The sequence below is a fragment of the Rothia sp. HMSC064F07 genome (genome assembly GCF_001837265.1).
Taxonomy (GTDB): domain Bacteria; phylum Actinomycetota; class Actinomycetes; order Actinomycetales; family Micrococcaceae; genus Rothia; species Rothia mucilaginosa.
In genome coordinates, this window is the sequence record NZ_KV831926.1 from 610,495 (window position 1) to 629,821 (window position 19,327).

Sequence of the window (19,327 nt, forward strand, 5' to 3'; positions counted from 1 at the left end):
CAGGGACGCGACGACGTTGTAGTGTGCATATTCCTTCAGGGGTATATGTGCATATCCAGCCCGATTCTTGCCGCTTATGGAAAGCATTGGGAATATAAGGGTATGATTAAAGTCTAGGGATAAAGGGACGATAGAGGGCGACCTGAATATGACGCTTTTGAACACCTCCGGCGTGTTGGTAATTCTGACCGTGATTTTGCTGCTGTGGTTTGTGCCCAGGAGCCTGCGTCGCGCGCCCGCTGGCCCTGTCATGGAGCCTGAACGTCCCCTGATTAGTGCTGAGCGTACCGCGGAGGATATTCTCGCCTCCGCCGGTGTGTTGCTGAACGAGTCGGAGGCATACCAGTCCTCCGATCACGCGGTGGCACCGGGTACTTCTCTGCCGTCTTCTGCTCTTCCGCAGGCTTCTTCCCGTTCCTCCCACACGGTGGAGGAATCCGCCCAGCCTGCGCCCGATACGGCTTCTATTTCGCAGATTCGCGAATCTTCCCCGACTGCCCCTTACACGGATGAGATTCCGGTGGTGGAGGAGTCGAAGCCCTCGCCTCTGTCCTACTTTGATACTTCGAGCCCGAGCGGTATTGCCCTGCTGGTTGCTGCCGGTCTGGGTGTTCTTGCCCTGGTTACCGGTCTTCTGGCGCTCTTTGGTGTGCTGGCGTGGGGCTGGGCTGTTCTCTTGCTGATTCTTGCCGGCGGTGCATGGGCTGTGAGCCGTTTTGGTCTGCTGGAGTCTGTTGCTAACCAGGTCAAGGCGAGCCGCGATGCACGCCAAGCTAAGGCAGAAGATGATGAGGATGACGAAGCTGAGGACGAAGCCTACGAAGAGTCCGATGAACATGAAGAAGCCGGCGATGATGCTTCTGAGCCTGTAGAGGACTCGGCGGCTGAGGGTGTGGAGCCTGAAGTTGCTGAAGAGCCTGCACATCATGCTCGCCCCGCCACCCGTGAGGCTACTACCCGCAAGTCTGTACACGGTGTGAACCGCGAGGCGGCACGCTCGAGCCGCGCGCACATCGCGGTGGAGTCCTCCGATGAGGCTCCCGAGGCGGCTCCTCGTGCGGAAGCGCCTGCTGCGGCACCTGCTCATTCTTCTCGTGCCGTACCTGCCCGTTCTGCCCGTGCGGCGGAGGCGCCCGTCGCACACCGTCAGGAGCGTCGCCAGCAGCGTCCGAGTCGATTCCAACCGATTCGCCGCGGTAGCGTGCTCTTTGATCAGGAGAGCGGTTCCGCTACTTCCTCCGGTGCACCGCGTACTGCGGCACAGCCTCAGCGGGTAGAGCAGGCTCCGGTTGATCCGAGCCAGCCTGTCCAGCCTCAGCCTGCACAGCCCGCTCAGGCACCCGTACAGGCTCCCGCCAAGCCGGTAGCAGCTCAGCCTGCACCAGCCACCCAGGCACCTGCACAGCCGGTAGCAGCTCCTGCTCAGCAGCCAGCTATTCAGTCGGATCAGCCGGTGGCTCGCCAGGCTCTGCGCGACGGCTCGCCCGTCCGTCAGGCACCTGCGGCACCTGCTACTCAGGCTCCCGCTCAGCCGATTCCCGAAGAGATTCCTCTGCCGGATGTCCTGGACGATTCCGAGTTCGATGCGCTGGATATCGCCTCGCTGAACGATTCGGTTCTTTCGACCGGTGCTACTGCGACCGGCGGTGTTCGTTCGACGAACCGTCACCCCGGTGCCGGCTCCTCCTTTGAGGCGGTTAGCAACACCTGGAACCCGGTTCAGCTGCCTAAGCCGCTGAGTGCACTGCACCGCCAGGACAAGAACCAGGGTAAGAAGTAGACTTTGCTCCAGACACGCATAAAACCCCGACAGTTCACACTGTCGGGGTTTTTGTATGCCTGGGGATGATTGGGAAGAAGTTAAAAAGAAAAGGAACCCCGTCCATGGGGTTCCTTTTCTAGCATCACACACAGGAAGAAAGTCTTCTAGACCGATTAGGAAGGCCTTCCCACAAGGCCTGCCCTATTCGGTAATAAAAATATATCCTAATTCCCGTGCGGGTGACAAGCTGAAAATAGCGACACCCTGTCAATAAACTAAGGTTGCCCTAAGTAAAATCCGCGCCATTGCAGGCGACAAGGGGCAATAACCCCCGGCTGAAAAAATTTAAAAAAATTTTCTGACCCCTCCAAAAGTCGAATAAGAAGCCTCAAAGAACCTTCAATCAGGTTAATATCGCCCACTCATGAGAGAATAGCCGGGTGAAAGATTGGTTTGACGCACTCCCGATTGAGGTTGCCCTAGCTTTCATGTGGGTGGTCGGAATCGTCCGCACCAGCATCGTGTACGCTCTTGGCGCGCTTGCTGCTGAAGGCGGTGCCCGCCTCGACCGCATCCGCAAAGCCATGGACAGCCCGCTCTACCGTAAAGCGCGCCGCTTGATTAATCGGTGGGGCGTTATTGCTGTGCCCCTCTGCTTTCTCACCGTGGGTCTGCAAACCGCGGTCATCATCACGACCGGCTTCACGAAAATGCCTCTGCGTCGCTGGGTTCCCGCGATGCTGGTTGGAACCTTCATGTGGGCGTGTATTTACACCACCATCGGCTTCGCAATTCTTGCGGCCCTCGGCCTGGAGCCGTGGATGTTCCCGCTCGCCCTTGCCATTGTTATCACGGTGCTGGTCATTGTGACTCAGCTGCGCGAACGCCGCATTAACCGCGAAACCGTTGAGAACACTGCGGATAACATCGCCGAGAACTAGTCCTACCTTCAGCGGGGGATAGGTGCACTATCTCGCCGGGTTGAGGCCACTCACCTACCCTCAATGCCCCCGCCCAAGATGTGCTAGCGTGGAGGGATGAGTTCATCCGCATCCTCCACCGCAGGCACCCCCGAAGAGCAGCCCGTCAACGACTCTGCCCTCACCGCAATCGACCCCGAGCAGAACGCGCCCGAAAACGCTACCGACCAGGTAGAAAGCGAAGCTCCCACCCGCGTGTACCTGCATCCCGAGCAGCTGGCGATGATCCAGACCCCGGAGGCTCTGCCCGTCCCCGTGCTGCAGCGCTCTGTGCTGCGCATTAGCTACGTGCCCGCGATTATGCCCGGCAAGTGGTTCAACCGCTGGCACGAGCGTTACGGCGACCGCGTGCAGCTGGCGGAGGTGCCCGTGCGTGAGGCGCGCGGCCTGGACTCCCTGCATCAGGACCTGTGCCTGATTGACCCTGCCCTCAACTCCGCGGAAGAAACTGTCTCCGAGGCGCCCGCTGAGGATAGCGCCGAGGCTACCGAGCACGCCCCCATTGAGCGTAAGGCTGTGCCCGAGAACCCCTTCGCGCACATGAGCATTGTGCGCCCCGACCGTGAACCGGCAAGCACCGACGGCGAGAAGTACCATAGCATCCGCCTCTACGAGGAGCTGCCCGTGGTCATTCTGCCGGTGGACCATGTGCTCACCGTGCTTGATGAGGTGCCCGTGGAGGAGCTTGCTGAAGAGTTCCTGCTGCAGCCCGCCTCCGATATTCCCGCCTATGAGGAAGTCTCCCGCGCATGGCGTGAGAGTGCCGGTCGCATCGTGCCCGAGGGCCTGAACGATAAAGAAACCATCGAGCTGGTTGCCGCCGGTGTGGGCCTGTACATTGTGCCCATGTCCATTGCGCGTTTCTACCACCGCAAGGACCTCACCTACCGCCCCGTTGCGGGCCTGGACCTCTACCCGGTGCACCTGGTTTGGCCGCGTGCTCCCAAGGGTGAGCCGCGCAGCGAAGAGCTCGAAGCGCTCCTGCAGGACTTCATCGGTATTGTGCGTGGCCGCACCGCAACCAGTGACCGCGGTAGCGAAACCCGACAGGCACGCGCCGAACGCATCGCCGCTGAAAAGGCAAAGGAAAAAGCGAAGGCGCGAGCCTCCAACGCCCGCCGCGAAGCACGCGATAAAAAGCGCGCCAACGCCAAGAAAAACGGTAACGCGCGCCAGCACGCTCGACAGTCCGCCAAAGCTGCCAGCGCACGCCGCGGCAAGAAACGCTAAAGAACGATAGACGGTAAAATCAAACCATGGCATTAGCAATGGAAACCCGACCCGCAGCCTACGCAGTCATCATCGAGCAGGGCAAGCTGCTCATGACCCGCTGGGTGCCCGAAGACCGCGCGCTCAGCCCCCTCTGGTCCCTGCCCGGTGGCGGCATGGAACCCGGTGAACAGGCCGACGAAACCGCGCTACGAGAGACCCTCGAAGAGACCGGTTACAGCGTCGCCATTGAAGACATTCTGGGCGTGCACGCCGGACACTTCCCTGTGCGCTCCACCCAGAAAGACCCGCAAGCGCTACCCTTCTGCGCCCTGCGGGTGGTTTTCCGTGCCCACATTGTCACCGGCGAACTGCGCCACGAAATCAACGGCTCCTCCGACACTGCACGCTGGGTACCCATCGCTGAGCTGGACACCATCCGCTACGGCACCCTCATCGACGAGGTAGCCTCCATGATGGGCTACTCCAACGCCGCTAGCTGGGCACGCGAATACCGCGAATTTCTTGCCGATGAAAACGCACGGAAGCTTCCCTAATGAACCGACTGACCCTCACCCGCCGTGCGGCTCTCACCTCCCTGGCGCTCATGCCGCTGCTCGCCGCCTGCGGCAACAATGACACGACCCCGCATGTGGACCCTTCCGCCTCCAGCTACGGTACCCTGCGTATCGGCTACGGTGCCCTGCGTGAGATGCGCGCTGTCGCGCACGTGTATGCGCGTGCCCTGCGCCAGGTCGGCTACTCCGTTGAACTTGTTGACACCGACAACAGCCGCGCTACCGCCCTGCGCGGGCTCATGGTTCCTTCGGCTAATTCCGCCACCCCTACCGCTACTCTGCCCGACGACGAGGAAACCGGTAGCACCACTGCCGCGGCCCTTGAATCGTTGGACCTGGTCATCGACTACAGCGGCGACCTGCTGCTCTACCTGACCGACGACGGCAAAATTAGCCCCGCCGCCGCACAGAACGAACGTATCGCCGCCTCCGTGAGTGCCTCCGCTCAAGCCGCAGGCGTGACCCTGCCCCCGGCGGCCACCCCCACCGCGGAGGAGAGCACCGCCTCCGCGCATGCTACGGACGGTACCGCGAGCCCCACCGCAAGCTCCACCCGCTCCGCAGACCCCATCAACCTGCGCGCCATGAGCACCACCGACATGACCAACGCCATCTCGCGCATCCTGCCCGAAGAGCTCATGCTCCTCAACGGCGCCCACGCCACCAACAAGGATGTGCTGGTTACCACCCGTGCCGTGAGCGCCCGCCACAAGCTCAACTCCCTCGCGAACCTGCGCGATGTGCAGTCGAGCCTGGCGTTCTCCATCCCGGCAGGGTACTCCAGCGGCACCTACGGTGTGGATTCTTTGCGTAGCCTCTACCGCTACCGCGTGCATGACCCGAAGATTCAGGACGACCCCGCCGAGCGCGTCAACGCCCTCACCGCAGACACCGTGCAGGTGACCCTGCTGCACAGCAGCGACTCCGCGATTGAAGAGAATCGCCTGGTCACCCTGGAAGACCCCTCGACGGCGCTTTTGCAGCAGCAACTGGTGCCCATTATCCGCCGTACCCTGCCAGATAGCGCCCGGACGGCAATTAACCGCGTATCATCTACATTAGACACGGGTAACCTCTCGTTCCTGTTGCGTCTGACTAGCGGTTCCAACCCCATCGCAGATGATGACGCAGCACAATTCATTTTGGATCACCCTAGAAAGTAAATCATCATGACGAAGTACCGTCAGTCCTCAAAGTTGAGCAACGTCCTGTACGACATCCGCGGCCCTATTCTGGATGAAGCCAATCGCATGGAAGCGATGGGCCACCGCATCCTCAAGCTGAACATTGGTAACCCCGCACCCTTCGGCTTTGAGGCGCCGGATGCCATCATGATGGATATCATTCGTCACCTGCCCGAAACTCAGGGCTACTCTGACTCCCGCGGCCTCTACTCGGCACGTACCGCCATTGTGCACCACTACCAGAACCGCGGCATCATGAACCTTGACACCGAATCTATCTACTTGGGTAACGGTGTGTCTGAGCTGATCCCGATGACCCTGCAGGCACTGTGCGAGACCGGCGACGAAATCCTGGTCCCCATGCCCGACTACCCGCTGTGGACCGCAGCCACCGCGCTGGTCGGCGGCAAGCCCGTGCACTACCTCTGCGATGAGGAAAACAACTGGTACCCGGACATCGAAGACATTAAGTCGAAGATTACCGAGCGCACCAAGGGCATCGTGGTTATTAACCCGAACAACCCCACCGGTGCCGTCTACCCGCGTTCCGTGCTTAAGCAGATTGTGGATGTGGCACGCGAACACGGTCTGGTCGTGTTCTCTGATGAGATTTACGAAAAGATTACCTACGATGGCGCAGAGGCCATCAACATGGCGACCCTCACCGGCGACGACGTGCTCTGCCTGACCTTCTCCGGCCTGTCCAAGGCATACCGCGTCTGCGGTTACCGTGCGGGTTGGGTCGCTATCACCGGCCCGAAGAAGGACGCTTCCAGCTACCTGGAAGGCATTCACCTGCTCGCCTCCATGCGCCTGTGCGCCAACGTTCCGGCACAGCACGCCATCCAGACCGCGCTCGGCGGCTACCAGTCCATTAACGAGCTGATTGTTCCCGGCGGCCGCCTGTACGAGCAGCGCACCCTGGCGCACAAGATGCTCAATGAGATTGACGGCATCAGCTGCACCAGCGCGGACGGTGCGCTCTATCTGTTCCCGAAGATTGATGTTGAGCGCTTCGACATTACCGACGATGAACAGTTCGCCCTGGATCTGCTCAAGAGCCAGAAGATTCTCTTCAGCCACGGCCGCGCGTTCAACTGGAAGGACCCGGATCACTTCCGCCTGGTGTTCCTGCCCGATACGCAGACCCTCACCAGCGCCCTAGAGCGCCTGGGTAACTTCATGGCTGACTACAAGCAGAAGCACTAGCCTTCCCGCCTCTGCTACATATAGACAGAAATAGCCTGCCCCGCAGTTCTGATGAGCTGCGGGGCAGGCTATTTTTAGCGGCTTCGCAGATGCGCGATGCGCAGATGACGAAGCAACGCGCCGAGGGGGAGAGAGAAGCGTGCTAGTTCGCTGCAGGCTCCTGACCTGCCTGTGCGCCGCGTGCCGCGTTCAGGCGCTCCTGCGCGCCCTGCAGCCACGCCTCGCAGCGGGCGGCAAGCGCCTCGCCACGCTCCCACAGGGCGATGGAGGTCTCCAGGTCGCTGGCGCCGGACTCCAGCTGGCGTACGACCTGCTCCAGCTCGGCACGTGCCTGCTCGTAGCCGAGGGTTTCGACGGGGGCGCCCAGCTCGGCGCTGTTGAAGCTAATGTTCTCGCTCATTGAGGAACCTTTCAGAGGTAAAAACTAGGGATAAAAACTAGAGGTAAAACGTAGGTATCGAGGTTTAGGAGATGTTCGAGGGGTCCGTAGAAGTCACGGCCGCCTGCGCCGAACCGGTCGCCGCACGCACCGTAATCTGCTCGCCCTCACTCAGCGCCGAAGCGTCACGCACAATAGCGCCCGCGGCATCCTGAACGATGGAGTAGCCGCGGTTGAGCGTCTGCGCAGGCGAGAGCGAACGCACCCGCGCCAACGTATGCGACAGAGTCGCCGACTCACGCTCCAAGCGGTGCTGCACCGAACGGTGAGCGCGCTCGCGTAGCTGGCTCAGCTCCTCCACACGCATGAGCAGGGAGGACTCCGGGTGGGTGAGCACCGGGCGGCTTCGCAGCTGGGCAATGTAGTTCATCTGCATGCCCACGTAGCCGAGTACCGCGCGGTCCAGGCGGGCGCGGGCCTCGGTGATGCGGGCGGTTTCCTCCGAAATATCGGGCACGATGCGCTTACCCGCATCGGTGGGGGTGGAGGCGCGCAGATCGGCAACCGCATCGAGGATGGGGGAGTCCGCCTCGTGACCGATAGCGGAGACCACCGGGGTGGTGGCCGCCGCGACGGCGCGGATAAGCGCCTCCTCGGAGAAAGGCAGCAGGTCTTCGAAGGAGCCGCCGCCTCGGGCGATGACGATGACGTCCACCTCCGGGTGGGCGTCCAGCTCGGCGAGAGCCGCAATGACCTCAGCCGCCGCACCCTCACCCTGAACGCGGGTATTGCGCACCTCGAAGACCACGCCGGGCCAGCGCAGGGAGGCGTTGCGGATAACGTCCTTCTCCGCGTCAGAATCGCGACCGGTAATCAGACCCACGCGATTCGGCAGCATGGGTAGCGGCTTCTTACGCGCGTCAGAGAACAGCCCCTCAGCGGCGAGAGCTTCACGTAGACGCTGCAGCTGCTCGTGCAGGTTACCGGTGCCGACCGCGTACACTTCCTTGCCGATGAGGGAGAGCTTGCCGTTCTTCCACAGGCTCGGCTTGGCGCGGGTGACGATGCGAGCGCCTACGGTCACATCAGCCGCCAGGCCGCTACCGGCACGCCCGAAGAGCGCGAGGGTGAAGGAGAAGTCTTCGTTGAGGTCTTTGAGCTCCATGAAGACGTTGCCGCCGCGGCCGTTGAGGGAGGCGACCTGCGCCTCCACCCAGAGCTCGGGAACCTTGTCTACGTAGTTTTTGAGGTTCTGCGCGAGCAGGGCGAGGGGCCAGGGGTTGGTGGCGGTGGTTTCCTGAGACTTCCCGGGAAGCTGCCGCTCGTGCACGGGCGGCACCACCAGTGCGGGTGCCGGCTGCACTGCGGAGGGGTTGTAGAAGTTCATACTCTCTATTGTCCCTGATTGGTCGGTTATGCGCCTGCTTACAGGTCAGCCTGGCGACTCGGGTAGCTTGCACGCAGTGCAGGCAGAACTTAGCTTCTGGCGCATTCTGCGGGTCTGAATCGGCTTTGAACACTGTGAGCGGGTACCCTAGGCTCATGCGCTCACCCGATCAGTCAGCACATCAGAACAACGCCCTCAACACCGCCGCGGCTTCGTCAACGGCGGGTACTGGCGCGCAAAACTACCCGGCGGACGCGACCCGAGTCGTCGACACCCGGATTACCCGCACGGACGGCTACTATACAGCGGATGAAGACACCACCCTGCTACAGCCCACGCGCACGCTCGGCCACGCCGCAGCCCCCACCAAGGCTGAACTGCAGGCCGCCCCGGAGCCTCCCTTCGCGGCAGGTTTGCGGAGGTTCCTGACCGTTGTGCTGTGCGCCCTGGCCCTGGTGACCGCTCTGGGTGCAACCACGGGTGCCTGGGTGAACTCCAAGCTCATGTCAGAGCGCGGTTTCTCGCAGATTTCCTCCAACCTGGCGGAAGATTCGCAGCTCGCCTCACGCATCGCGGACGGTGCGGTTGAAGACCTCATGAACTCCGAGGCTATGACAACCTTCCTCGACGGCACCAAACAAAGCGGCTTATACTCCATTCTTGTAAAGCCGACACAAGACGGCATACGTTCCCTGCTCAACCGTTCCGCGGCTGAGCTGTCAAAAACTGAAGAATATCGAAGCCTCTGGAAGGAAATAGCCGAGGAAACTCGCCGCTACAACCTCGAACACCAGGACGGTCCCGCCGTCATTGTGCTCACCCCCTTCTACCGTGCGCTGGATGCGAAGGTCGGCTCTATCGGCTCCTTCGACCCGGACCTGACGAAGCTCGGCCCTGAAACCCTCAACATTGACCGGGTAAAGGACAGCAACAGCCAGCAGGAGCAACAGGAGTGGTACCTGCACGCCGGCATTAACCGTGCCGCCGCGCTGGGCAAATCCACCGTGCCGCTGACCATCATCTCGGTGCTGAGCCTGCTGCTGGCTACGTTGCTGGCACCCAGGCACCGCATCCTGGTACCGGTGGTCACGGCTCTGCTCTACGCCCTGCTGGGCTGGGGTGCCGCAGCCTGGTTTGGCGCCCAAAGCCCTGAATCCTTAGGAATTACCAGCCACAGCACCGCCGGAACGGCACTGATTACCGGGGCATGGAACCAGCTTGCACCGTCACTGACCGGGCACTTGCAGGCGGCGGCAAGCTACGGGCTGGTCATGGCGATCCTCGCCCTGCTGCTCGGTATTCTGATTCGCCTCATCGCCCTGGGACGTAGCCCTGCGAGCGGTGCCACAGTCATCACACACTAAAAGTCCGAACAACGTAGGATAGTAACCATGTCCACTGAAACTATTGCCCTGGGCCTGCCGCCCGTACCCCGCGAGCGCCGCACCCGCGCCGACGTTGAAGCCGCCGCACCCGTCACCGGTGAGAAGAAAGTCCTGCTCGCCACCCCGCGCGGTTACTGCGCGGGCGTTGACCGTGCCGTGATTGCTGTTGAGAAGGCGCTGGAGCACTACGGCGCGCCCGTCTACGTGCGCAAGCAGATTGTTCACAACCGCCACGTGGTGGAGACCCTGGAGAAGCAGGGCGCTATCTTCGTTGATGAAGTGGACGAAGTCCCCGAAGGTTCCGTGACCGTGTTCTCGGCGCACGGCGTGTCCCCGGCGGTGGTTTCCGCAGCTGGCGACCGCTCCCTGAACACCATTGACGCGACCTGCCCGCTGGTGAACAAGGTGCACCGCGAGGCTGTGCGCTTCGCCAAGCAGGACTACGACATCCTGCTCATCGGTCACACCGGCCACGAAGAGGTCGAGGGTACCGCCGGTGAGGCGCCCGAGCACATCCAGATCGTGAACTCGCCCGAGGAAGTGGATCAGGTAACGGTCCGCGACCCCGAGAAGGTTGTGTGGATTTCTCAGACCACCCTGTCCGTGGATGAGACCCTGGAAACCGTGGCGCGTCTGCGTGAGCGTTTCCCGTCCCTGCAGGATCCGCCTTCGGACGACATCTGCTACGCAACCTCCAACCGCCAGGGCGCTATCAAGGAAATCGCTCCGCGCGCAGACCTGGTCATCGTGGTGGGTTCGGCGAACTCCTCGAACTCCGTGCGCCTGAAGGAAGTAGCACTCGAATACGGCGCTAAGCGTGCCGAGCGTGTGGACTTCGCACACCAGGTCGACGAATCCTGGTTCGAGGGTGTGGCAACCGTGGGCCTGACCTCCGGCGCGTCCGTGCCCGAGGTTCTGGTTCAGGAGGTGCTGGCTCTGCTCGCCGAGTACGGCTACAGCACCATCGAAGAGGTCGAGACCGCGAAGGAAGATATTCTCTTCTCCCTGCCGAAGGAACTGCGTTCCGCTCTGAAGAACGACGAGAACGTAGGCCGCCAGCTCGGTGGCCGCGGCGCTAAGCCCACTCGCTAAGCCTTTTAGCTGATGACCCCGTGTCCTTTTCCCCGTGTGGGGAGAAGACGCGGGGTCTTTCGTGCATGAGGATGCATGGGGAGGGATGGCGGTACGCGCCGGTTTCCGCTCGCGGGGGAGAAAACACTGGGTTTTCGCGCATGAGGATGCACAGGTAGGGGTTCTTGCGCAGCTTCGCGGTCTCGCTACGCGGGGGAGTGCCCCCTCTGCGGCGCTGGGGCGCCTTGAGGACGGAGCCCCCGCTTCGCGTGACCGCCTCCGCTGCTGGGGGAGTTCCCCTTCTGCGGCGCCCCAATAACGATTGACACAGGCGCCTTGAGGACGGAGCCCCCGCTTCGCGTGACCGCCGCCGCTGCTGAAAATACCTCGTTGCCATGCCGTATTACCGCTGAAAATGCCTCGCTAGAACAGCCGCTGCGTGAACTCATGACATTTGTCATGTGCAGGTCATGACACTCTGTACCGCAGCGGCGCGAAAACCGGAGGTGTAATAGAAACATGAACACCGCAGCACTTCAGAACAGCAAGCACAACACCGCAGAAACCGTTATTTCCGCCCGCTCCCTCCGCCAGGTTTTCTCCACCCGTGCGGCAGGCACCGTGGTCGCCGTCGACTCGATTGACCTGACCGTCAAGCGCGGCGAAATCATCGCCCTGCTCGGCCCCAACGGCGCAGGTAAGACCACCCTCATCGACATGATTCTTGGTCTGACCCAGCCCAGTGGCGGCGAGTTGAGCGTCTTCGGTCGCAACGCCTCCGAGGCGGCACGCGCCGGTCTGCTCGGTGCGGTTCAGCAGACCGGTGGCCTGCTCAAGGACCTGACGATCCGCGCCACGGTCGAGATGATTGCGGCGCTGTACCCCAAGCCCATTGACGTGGATGAGGTACTCGCCGGCGCCGACCTGACCGATATTGCTAAGCGTAAGGTCGGCAAGTGCTCGGGTGGTCAGCAGCAGCGTCTGCGTTACGCCCTGGCGACCATGCACTCGCCGGAACTGCTGATTCTGGACGAGCCGACCGCCGGCATGGACGTGAATGCACGCCGCACCTTCTGGGAGCGTATGGAAGCCATCGCAGAACGTGGAACGACCATTCTTTTTGCGACGCACTACCTGGAAGAAGCACAGAACTTCGCCCAGCGCATCGTGCTCATGGAATCCGGCTCCATCATCGCTGACGGCTCCTCCGACGAGATTCGCGCCCTGACCGGCCACCGCCACCTCAGCTTCCTCGCACCCGCACCCATCACCGACCTGGATGTGCCGGTTGAGGTCACCGAAGAGTCCGGCGGGTACCGCCACCGCATCTCCGTGCTGGAGATTGAGCAGGTACTGCGCACTCTGCTGAACAATTACAGCATCACCGACCTGGAGGTCACCAAGCCCTCCCTGGACGAGTCCTTCACCCTGCTGACCGAGCAGGCCGCCGCCTCCAAGGCATCCGCCTCCTAAACATCAGACCACCTAAACACCACACCATCTAAACGCTACGCCGCCGTTACACACCTCAAGGAAAACATCATGCTCCGCTACGCACTCTACGACATCCGCGCTTCTATCCTCTCGACCGACCGTTTCTTCTTCGGCGTGGCACTGCCGATTGTCTTCTTCCTGCTCTTTGGAGCGATGCAGGACTACTCCTCCCAGCCGATGGGCGACGGCAACGTAGCAGCGTACGTCATGATTGGCATGGCGCTGTACGGTGCTGTGCAGAACACCGTGGCGATTAGCGGCAGCACCGTCACCGAGCTCTCCAGCGGCTGGAACCGCCAGCTGGCGCTGACCCCGCTGACCACCGGCAAGTACCTGGGCGCGAAGGCGCTGACCGCCCTGGTGATTTCTGCGGTGCCGGTGATTGCGGTGAACATTGTGGGCATGTTCACCGGTGTTGAAATCCCCGTGAACCAGCAGCTTGCAGCCGGCGCGCTGACGGTGCTGTGCGGTCTGGTGTTCGCCTTCTACGGCATCATGATGGGTCTGCTGATTCGTAACGAGAACGCCGTGTCCATTGCGAACGGTCTGCTGGTGATTATGAGCTTCTTCGGTACCGTGTTCTCCCCGCTGAGCACCGACCTGCTGAAGTACGCCCGCTTCACCCCGCTGTACGGTGCCGCTGAGATTGCCCGCTACCCCTTCAGCGCAGGTCAGACCATTATTCTGGGTGGTGAGGACTGGTTCGTGACCGAGCCGCTCTGGTACGCAGTGGTGAGCCTGGTTGTGTGGGCGGCTATCTTCCTGGGTGTTTCTGCCCTGCTGATGCGCCGCGCAACCCGCCGCTAAATGCTTCTTCCCGCCGCAGTCTCAAGGGTTCCGTAGTATCAGGGGCTCCCGAGGCTGCGGCGGAAGCCGTACCTACTCAGGCTGTATCTACTAACACTGCCGCTACTGACACCGCCGCACCGGTGGTATCTGCACCCGCGGCACCCGCACGTTAGGCTAGAACCATGACCGAAACCCACACCCATTCCTACGAGAACGAACACCCCCACGCAGAGAACGAGGTGGCACCCTCCGCCGCGAAGCGCACCCTGGGCAAGCACCGCTTCCGCTTCCTCCACCGCGAACGCAGCGGCAACGTGAACTGGCTGGCGCTGGGCTTTAGCGCCCCGTGGCTGGTGTTTCTGCTCATGCCGCTGGACAGCTTCCTCACCACCCCGGAGCTGGGGCCGGTGCGCTGGGCCGGTGTGGCGCTGGTGGCGCTGTTTGCGGTGGTGAACTGCTCGGCGTACGCGGTGCCGTGGCTGGTGCCGGTCACCTCTACGGTGCGTCGAAGCGTCATCTGGACGGTGCTGATGGCACTGCCTGTAGCTGGCCTGACGGCACTGCAGCTGGAATCGGCGTATATGGTGTTCTTGTCGTTCAGCATGTACTTTGTGGCGTTCTGGATTTTTGGCACGATCGCCCCGTACCGCCTGCGCCTGGGTGTAGCGGCGACGATTGCCCTGGCCTGCTGGCTAATCTTTATGGCGGGCATCGGTTTTGATGTCACCGCGCACGGCGGAATTGCCCTCTTTATCGGTGCACCTATGGTGGGTATGCTGGGCTTCTCCTACCTGATTGAGCTGGGCGAACGCGCGGATGTAGCGCGTGCCTCCCTGGCGCTCTCCGAGGAACGTGAAGAGATTGCCCGCGACGTGCACGACGTGCTCGGCCACTCCCTGACCGTCATCACCCTCAAAGCGGAGCTGGCGCAGCGCCTGCTGGAGATTGACCCCGCCCGCGCCGGCGCCGAAATGGAGGCAATCGCGCAGCTGTCCCGCGCATCCCTGGCGGAGGTTCGCTCAACCGTGACGCGCCTGCGTGTGCCCGACTTCTCGGGTGAGATTGAGGGTGCGGGCCGTGCCCTGCAGACCGCCGGTATCCGCGCCGAACTGCCGGATGCTCAGAGTGCGCTCGCGGTGGCTGGTGTGAACGCGAAGCTGTTCTCCTGGGTTCTGCGTGAGGCGGTCACGAATATGGTGCGCCATTCGGGTGCGAACGCGGCGCGGGTGCGTCTGAGCGCAACCGGTCTGGACATCCTCGATAACGGTGTGGGTGTGGGCGATGCCCGCGGTAACGGCCTGACGGGTATGGCTCAGCGTGTGGCGGCGTCCGGCGGTAGCGTGGTGATTGAGGCGGCGCCCGAGCAGTGGCTGGCGGAGAACCCTGGCGGTGGGGTGGGTACGCGCATCCGTGTGAGCATGGACGGTGACACCTCACTGCTGTAGGTAGATTCTGCAGATTGTGGAACTTGGCGTCGCGCCCTGGACGGGGGAGCTACCCGCCCCTGTATGGTGGTGGTAGACAACCTCACGCGGTTGTTCCGCCCGCCGTTATCACCCTGTCTTCAGCCCTGGGAGGCTCCCATGATTCGTGTTCTGCTCGCTGACGATCAGCAGCTCATCCGTGAGGCTCTTGCCGCTCTGCTGGGGCTGGAGGTTGACCTGCAGATTGTGGGTCAGGTCGGTAGTGGTGATGAGGTGCTGGGCGCTGTCGCCCTGTTGAAGCCGGACGTGGTGCTGTTGGATGTGCAGATGCCCGGTACTTTGCTGGCTGATGGTATTGAGGCGGCTGCGGCGCTGCGTGATGCAGGTGCGGTGAGTGAGTCGGGTGAGCCGGTGCGCACGCTGATTGTGACGACGTTTGGCCGCCCGGGCTATGTGCGCCGCGCCCTGGAGGCTGGTGCGAGTGGTTTCGTGGTGAAGGATACGGGTGCTCGCCAGTTGGCGGAGGCGATTCGTCGTGTGCATGCGGGGTTGCGTGTGGTGGATCCGTCGTTGGCGGCGGATTCTTTGGTGACGGGTGCTTCTCCGTTGACGGAGCGTGAGGCGCAGGTGCTGCGTGAGGCGGCGTCGGGTGGTACGGCTCAGCAGATTGCGTCGGCGTTGTTTTTGTCGGCGGGTACGGTGCGTAATTATTTGTCGGCGGCGATGGCGAAGACGGGTGCGTCGACTCGTCAGGATGCGGTGCGTATCGCCACGGAGAACGGCTGGCTCTAGGCCGATTTTCTGGTTAATTCCGGCGGGGGAGCGGTAGCGCTTCCTCGCCTCCACTTTTTGCCGCCGTTTTCTCCTTTTCAGCGCCCCGGTTGGTGCCTATCCCTGTACTCGGGGCGGCTCCAGCGCGAACACGGTAGAATGGTAGTGTCTATGCCCGCAGGCGCCCCGCCCCCTTTTCTTCTTGAGACTGGCGGTGTCGCGCTTGGAAGCGGGCACCATTTTCGCCCTGTGCCCGCCCGCACCCGCCGCATCACGTACGCGGCGCATCCTGAGTGTTTGGCAGGGTACATGATTCGAAGGAAAACTTGTGGCTCTAACTATCGGCATTGTTGGCCTGCCTAACGTGGGCAAGTCCACCCTGTTCAACGCTCTGACCGGCAACACTGTGCTGGCGGCTAACTACCCGTTCGCGACCATTGACCCGAACGTGGGCGTGGTGAACCTGCCGGATGCGCGTCTGAACCGTCTGGCTGAGATTTTTGGTTCGGAGCGCATTCTGCCTGCGACTGTTTCGTTCGTTGATATTGCGGGTATTGTGAAGGGCGCTTCTGAAGGTGAGGGCCTGGGTAACAAGTTCCTCGCGAACATTCGTGAGGCGCACGCTATCGCGCAGGTGGTGCGTGCGTTTGATGACCCGGACGTCATTCACGTGGACGGCAAGGTTGACCCCGCCTCCGATATGGAGACCATTAACACTGAGCTGATTCTGGCTGACCTGCAGACTCTGGAGAACGCTATTCCGCGTCTGGAGAAGGCTGTGAAGATTAAGAAGGGTGACGCCGCTCAGCTGGAGACTTATAAGGCTGCGCAGAAGATCCTGGAGGATGGTGACACCATCATTTCTCGTGCGAAGGACGCGAAGCTGGAGCTGACCCATTTGAAGGAGCTGAACCTGCTGACTGCTAAGCCGTTCATTTACGTGTTCAACGCGGATGAGGGCATTCTGGCATCTGAGGAGAAGCAGCAGGAGCTGCGTGACATGGTTGCGCCGGCTGAGGCTGTGTTCTTGGACGCGAAGCTGGAGGCTGATCTGGTGGAGCTGTCTGAGGAGGAGGCTCGCGAGATGCTGGAGATGAACGGTCAGGATGAGTCCGGCCTGGACCAGCTGGCTCGCGTGGGCTTCTCGACCCTGGGTCTGCAGACTTACCTGACTGCTGGCCCGAAGGAGGCTCGCGCCTGGACCATTTATAAGGGTGATACTGCGCCGCAGGCTGCTGGCGTGATTCACTCTGATTTTGAACGCGGCTTCATTAAGGCTGAGGTTGTGTCTTTCAAGGACCTGGACGAGGCTGGCTCCATGGCGGAGGCGAAGGCTCGCGGTAAGGTCCGCATGGAGGGCAAGGATTACATCATGCAGGACGGCGACGTGGTCGAGTTCCGCTTCAACGTCTAAGCTTGGAATAATTAAATAAATTAATATCTGAGTAACAGTGAAGTTATAAGATCCCCTTGAGACAGTTGTATCTTTGATGAACTGATGCTCAAGGGGATTTTATTATATCTATTCAATTGAGGAAATCTATTGGTTCTAGGAGGAACAAATGGTTGATGCAACAAAAGTATCATCAATAAAGATTAAAACAAATCATACAGGTGAAAAAAAATATTTAATATTTGATGTTGTTAATAATATAGAAACTCAATGTGCAATTATTTTTGGCAAAAATGGTTCGGGCAAATCAACGCTTGCTCGGGCTCTTAGCGTTGACACTAAATCCACTAAATTCTTTGGTGTTGATAAAAATTATCTGGGAAGTGATTGTTCAAATGTTCACGTATTTAATGAGTCTTATGTTATTAAAAATTTCCGTAAATACCCAAAAGAGAAAATTAGGCCAGTTATTTTATTGGGCAATTTTGAGCAGAGGAGAGAGAAGATTAGTGAGCTAAAGGATAAAATATCATCTAGCGAAGAAAAAATAGAAAACGTACTAGAAGAATGTGTAAATAGAGCTCTGGGTGAAAATTCGTTGATTGCAGGCTTGTCTTTCGATGGAATTACCATAAGAGAGTATGTTGATGCTTACGTTAGGTACAATGCTTCATATGCTGATAATCCTGAAAAGGTAGCTGTGGGAACCTGGCGGTTTGGTGAATTATCTGAGGTGGATAAAGCAAAAAGCATAATAGACCTCAGAGCTAATTGCAACCGGGATAGGTATATATGGCTTACTTCTATATGCTTTGATTTTGCCCGCGGCAATATACTAAATGACTTAGCTGAAAATGAGGGAATCTCAAATTATTCTGTCGATGAAATAAAAGAGAAGGTAAAATATAGTTATCGTCGGATTGATGAGATAGTGGAGTCTGACTTAATGGGTCTGGCAGATATTATTTATAAAGTTGGGGCTATATGGTGCGAGGCTGCATACTGGTTGATGCTTCTAATATATAAAGAGGATGAACCTTTATTTCAAAAAATTAATGAAGATATTATCGCACAGGAGGATCGTCGGATATTGGGGATTTTTGAACAAAATCTTGAGCAATTCCAGGATAGTCTCAAGAAGGAGCAAGAGGAGCTAGATAAAGAGCAAGGGAAGTATTCTTCTGAGCAAGTAACGAAATATATAAACACCTTACTTAGTATGGTCTTTGGTGGGCGTAAAATATGGCTTGAATCGGATGAGGATTTTGGATATATTGCAAATAATAAGTATGGAGTGATCCTTCCGAGTAGGTTGTCTATTGGGGAACAGAATATTCTATCTTTATGCTATTTTTTTGCAAGTTTATGCGAAGGTGAAAATTTTGATAGATTATTTACGAAAAATCAAATTGTTATTCTTGATGATCCTGTCTCAAGTTTTGATGATAGTAATAAATATGGCGTGACGGCTCTTCTTGGTTATTTGTGTCAATCCGTATTGGATAAATCGTCAAAAACAAAACTGATTATTATGACGCATGATTTATCTTTTGCGCTCAACATGAGTAAAATGATAAAAGCTATCGATGATAGTAAATTGTCCTGCTGGGAGCTGCAAAAAGATTCTTCAGATGTGCTTATAAAATCAAAATTTGAAGATATTGACAGGTACGCTGACATGCTTAGAATCATGTATGATTTTGCGGTGTCGAGTCAAAAGAACGCGGTCGTTCCTGCACCGAATGATGTTCGACGTGTATGGGAGGCTTTTTTATCGTTTGAGCTGGGGGAGACTTCTATTGCTGAAATGGGGGCTATGAAAAAGCTGAGTGAGTCCTTCTCGAAGGATAAACAAATTGAGAGATTTATTAAAATATTCATTCCTCAGCTTTTTATAAATAGTGACTCGCATTCAAAGAGCCAAATTATGAATGGAAATATGTATCTTACGCCTACTCTGGTTGGTAAACCGTATGAAGATTTTGTGAAAAATATTGTATGCTGTATGCATATTATTGCTCCGCGACATATAGCATGGCGCATGAAGAAATATAAAGGGGAGGGGAAGAGTATCCTTAAATTTGTTAAAGAGTTGGATAATCTGCTTAAAGATGTTCTGGACAGTCCTAAAATAGTTACTGCTATGGATTCTTTGGGAGAAATTGAACGGTTGCATCGGATGCGCCACCGTGGAGGGCGTGTGCCCCTGAATATTCGTCGGCAGGCTGCTAAGCGATAAAAGCATAAAAGCGGAGCCCCGCACTGTGAACGTACAGTGCGGGGCTCCGTCCTATTAACCCTCACGCGCCATA

16 protein-coding genes are annotated in these 19,327 nt (G+C 58.9%); 14 read left to right on the plus strand and 2 right to left on the minus strand.

The window, feature by feature from the left end; all coding sequences use genetic code 11:
• The first annotated feature begins 148 nt into the window (after positions 1-148).
• The 6 genes from HMPREF2712_RS05010 (at position 149) to HMPREF2712_RS05035 (ending at position 6,922) form a co-directional block, all read left to right on the plus strand.
• On the plus strand, positions 149-1,780 hold the full coding sequence (locus HMPREF2712_RS05010) for a hypothetical protein (protein ID WP_070819420.1): 1,632 nt from the start codon (positions 149-151) through the stop codon (positions 1,778-1,780).
• Positions 1,781-2,202: 422 nt separating this feature from the next.
• The gene (locus tag HMPREF2712_RS05015) at positions 2,203-2,703 is read left to right on the plus strand and encodes a DedA family protein (RefSeq protein ID WP_049341824.1); all 501 of its coding nucleotides are present in this window, start codon (positions 2,203-2,205) and stop codon (positions 2,701-2,703) included.
• 96 nt (positions 2,704-2,799) lie between these two features.
• Positions 2,800-3,972 carry a LysR substrate-binding domain-containing protein gene (locus HMPREF2712_RS05020; protein WP_141762570.1) on the plus strand — a complete coding sequence of 391 codons (1,173 nt, stop codon included), beginning with the start codon at positions 2,800-2,802 and terminating at the stop codon, positions 3,970-3,972.
• A gap of 26 nt (positions 3,973-3,998) precedes the next feature.
• Entirely contained in the window at positions 3,999-4,508 is a 510-nt protein-coding gene (locus HMPREF2712_RS05025) for an NUDIX domain-containing protein (protein WP_005508451.1), read from the plus strand.
• The gene (locus HMPREF2712_RS05030; protein WP_070819421.1) at positions 4,508-5,692 is read left to right on the plus strand and encodes a glycine betaine ABC transporter substrate-binding protein; all 1,185 of its coding nucleotides are present in this window, start codon (positions 4,508-4,510) and stop codon (positions 5,690-5,692) included. Before HMPREF2712_RS05025 ends, HMPREF2712_RS05030 begins: the two co-directional genes overlap by 1 nt.
• A gap of 6 nt (positions 5,693-5,698) precedes the next feature.
• The gene (locus HMPREF2712_RS05035; protein ID WP_005508453.1) at positions 5,699-6,922 is read left to right on the plus strand and encodes a pyridoxal phosphate-dependent aminotransferase; all 1,224 of its coding nucleotides are present in this window, start codon (positions 5,699-5,701) and stop codon (positions 6,920-6,922) included.
• 142 nt (positions 6,923-7,064) lie between these two features.
• On the opposite strand, the gene HMPREF2712_RS05040 is transcribed toward HMPREF2712_RS05035, so the two are convergent.
• Positions 7,065-7,322, minus strand: a complete 258-nt coding sequence (locus HMPREF2712_RS05040; RefSeq protein WP_049354175.1) for an exodeoxyribonuclease VII small subunit — start codon at positions 7,320-7,322, stop codon at positions 7,065-7,067.
• 64 nt (positions 7,323-7,386) lie between these two features.
• Positions 7,387-8,688: an exodeoxyribonuclease VII large subunit gene (gene xseA / locus HMPREF2712_RS05045; protein WP_070819422.1), complete on the minus strand. Its 1,302-nt coding sequence runs from the start codon at positions 8,686-8,688 to the stop codon at positions 7,387-7,389.
• A gap of 155 nt (positions 8,689-8,843) precedes the next feature.
• On the opposite strand from xseA, the gene HMPREF2712_RS05050 reads away from it, so the two are divergent.
• The 8 genes from HMPREF2712_RS05050 (at position 8,844) to HMPREF2712_RS05085 (ending at position 19,254) form a co-directional block, all read left to right on the plus strand.
• Positions 8,844-10,052, plus strand: a complete 1,209-nt coding sequence (locus HMPREF2712_RS05050; RefSeq protein WP_070819423.1) for a dehydrogenase — start codon at positions 8,844-8,846, stop codon at positions 10,050-10,052.
• 27 nt (positions 10,053-10,079) lie between these two features.
• Positions 10,080-11,165 (plus strand): 4-hydroxy-3-methylbut-2-enyl diphosphate reductase, encoded by a 1,086-nt coding sequence (locus HMPREF2712_RS05055; protein ID WP_070819424.1) that lies wholly within the window; start codon positions 10,080-10,082, stop codon positions 11,163-11,165.
• A 498-nt stretch (positions 11,166-11,663) separates the two neighbouring features.
• Positions 11,664-12,617, plus strand: coding sequence for an ABC transporter ATP-binding protein (locus tag HMPREF2712_RS05060; protein WP_070819425.1), 954 nt, complete (start codon positions 11,664-11,666; stop codon positions 12,615-12,617).
• A 69-nt stretch (positions 12,618-12,686) separates the two neighbouring features.
• Positions 12,687-13,445 carry an ABC transporter permease gene (locus HMPREF2712_RS05065; RefSeq protein ID WP_005508459.1) on the plus strand — a complete coding sequence of 253 codons (759 nt, stop codon included), beginning with the start codon at positions 12,687-12,689 and terminating at the stop codon, positions 13,443-13,445.
• Positions 13,446-13,609: 164 nt separating this feature from the next.
• Positions 13,610-14,872, plus strand: coding sequence for a sensor histidine kinase (locus HMPREF2712_RS05070; RefSeq protein WP_070819426.1), 1,263 nt, complete (start codon positions 13,610-13,612; stop codon positions 14,870-14,872).
• 138 nt (positions 14,873-15,010) lie between these two features.
• Positions 15,011-15,643 (plus strand): response regulator transcription factor, encoded by a 633-nt coding sequence (locus HMPREF2712_RS05075; RefSeq protein WP_005508461.1) that lies wholly within the window; start codon positions 15,011-15,013, stop codon positions 15,641-15,643.
• 307 nt (positions 15,644-15,950) lie between these two features.
• On the plus strand, positions 15,951-17,036 hold the full coding sequence (ychF, locus tag HMPREF2712_RS05080; RefSeq protein ID WP_070593684.1) for a redox-regulated ATPase YchF: 1,086 nt from the start codon (positions 15,951-15,953) through the stop codon (positions 17,034-17,036).
• A 148-nt stretch (positions 17,037-17,184) separates the two neighbouring features.
• Positions 17,185-19,254, plus strand: coding sequence for an AAA family ATPase (locus HMPREF2712_RS05085; RefSeq protein WP_083323942.1), 2,070 nt, complete (start codon positions 17,185-17,187; stop codon positions 19,252-19,254).
• Positions 19,255-19,327: the final 73 nt, after the last annotated feature.

Coding starts and splice junctions, on each gene's coding strand:
- HMPREF2712_RS05010 (WP_070819420.1), top strand. CDS start 149: ATGACGCTTTTGAACACCTCCGGCGTGTTGGTAATTCTGACCGTGATT.
- HMPREF2712_RS05020 (WP_141762570.1), top strand. CDS start 2,800: ATGAGTTCATCCGCATCCTCCACCGCAGGCACCCCCGAAGAGCAGCCC.
- HMPREF2712_RS05025 (WP_005508451.1), top strand. CDS start 3,999: ATGGCATTAGCAATGGAAACCCGACCCGCAGCCTACGCAGTCATCATC.
- HMPREF2712_RS05030 (WP_070819421.1), top strand. CDS start 4,508: ATGAACCGACTGACCCTCACCCGCCGTGCGGCTCTCACCTCCCTGGCG.
- HMPREF2712_RS05035 (WP_005508453.1), top strand. CDS start 5,699: ATGACGAAGTACCGTCAGTCCTCAAAGTTGAGCAACGTCCTGTACGAC.
- HMPREF2712_RS05040 (WP_049354175.1), bottom strand. CDS start 7,322: ATGAGCGAGAACATTAGCTTCAACAGCGCCGAGCTGGGCGCCCCCGTC.
- xseA (WP_070819422.1), bottom strand. CDS start 8,688: ATGAACTTCTACAACCCCTCCGCAGTGCAGCCGGCACCCGCACTGGTG.
- HMPREF2712_RS05050 (WP_070819423.1), top strand. CDS start 8,844: ATGCGCTCACCCGATCAGTCAGCACATCAGAACAACGCCCTCAACACC.
- HMPREF2712_RS05055 (WP_070819424.1), top strand. CDS start 10,080: ATGTCCACTGAAACTATTGCCCTGGGCCTGCCGCCCGTACCCCGCGAG.
- HMPREF2712_RS05060 (WP_070819425.1), top strand. CDS start 11,664: ATGAACACCGCAGCACTTCAGAACAGCAAGCACAACACCGCAGAAACC.
- HMPREF2712_RS05065 (WP_005508459.1), top strand. CDS start 12,687: ATGCTCCGCTACGCACTCTACGACATCCGCGCTTCTATCCTCTCGACC.
- HMPREF2712_RS05070 (WP_070819426.1), top strand. CDS start 13,610: ATGACCGAAACCCACACCCATTCCTACGAGAACGAACACCCCCACGCA.
- HMPREF2712_RS05075 (WP_005508461.1), top strand. CDS start 15,011: ATGATTCGTGTTCTGCTCGCTGACGATCAGCAGCTCATCCGTGAGGCT.
- HMPREF2712_RS05085 (WP_083323942.1), top strand. CDS start 17,185: ATGGTTGATGCAACAAAAGTATCATCAATAAAGATTAAAACAAATCAT.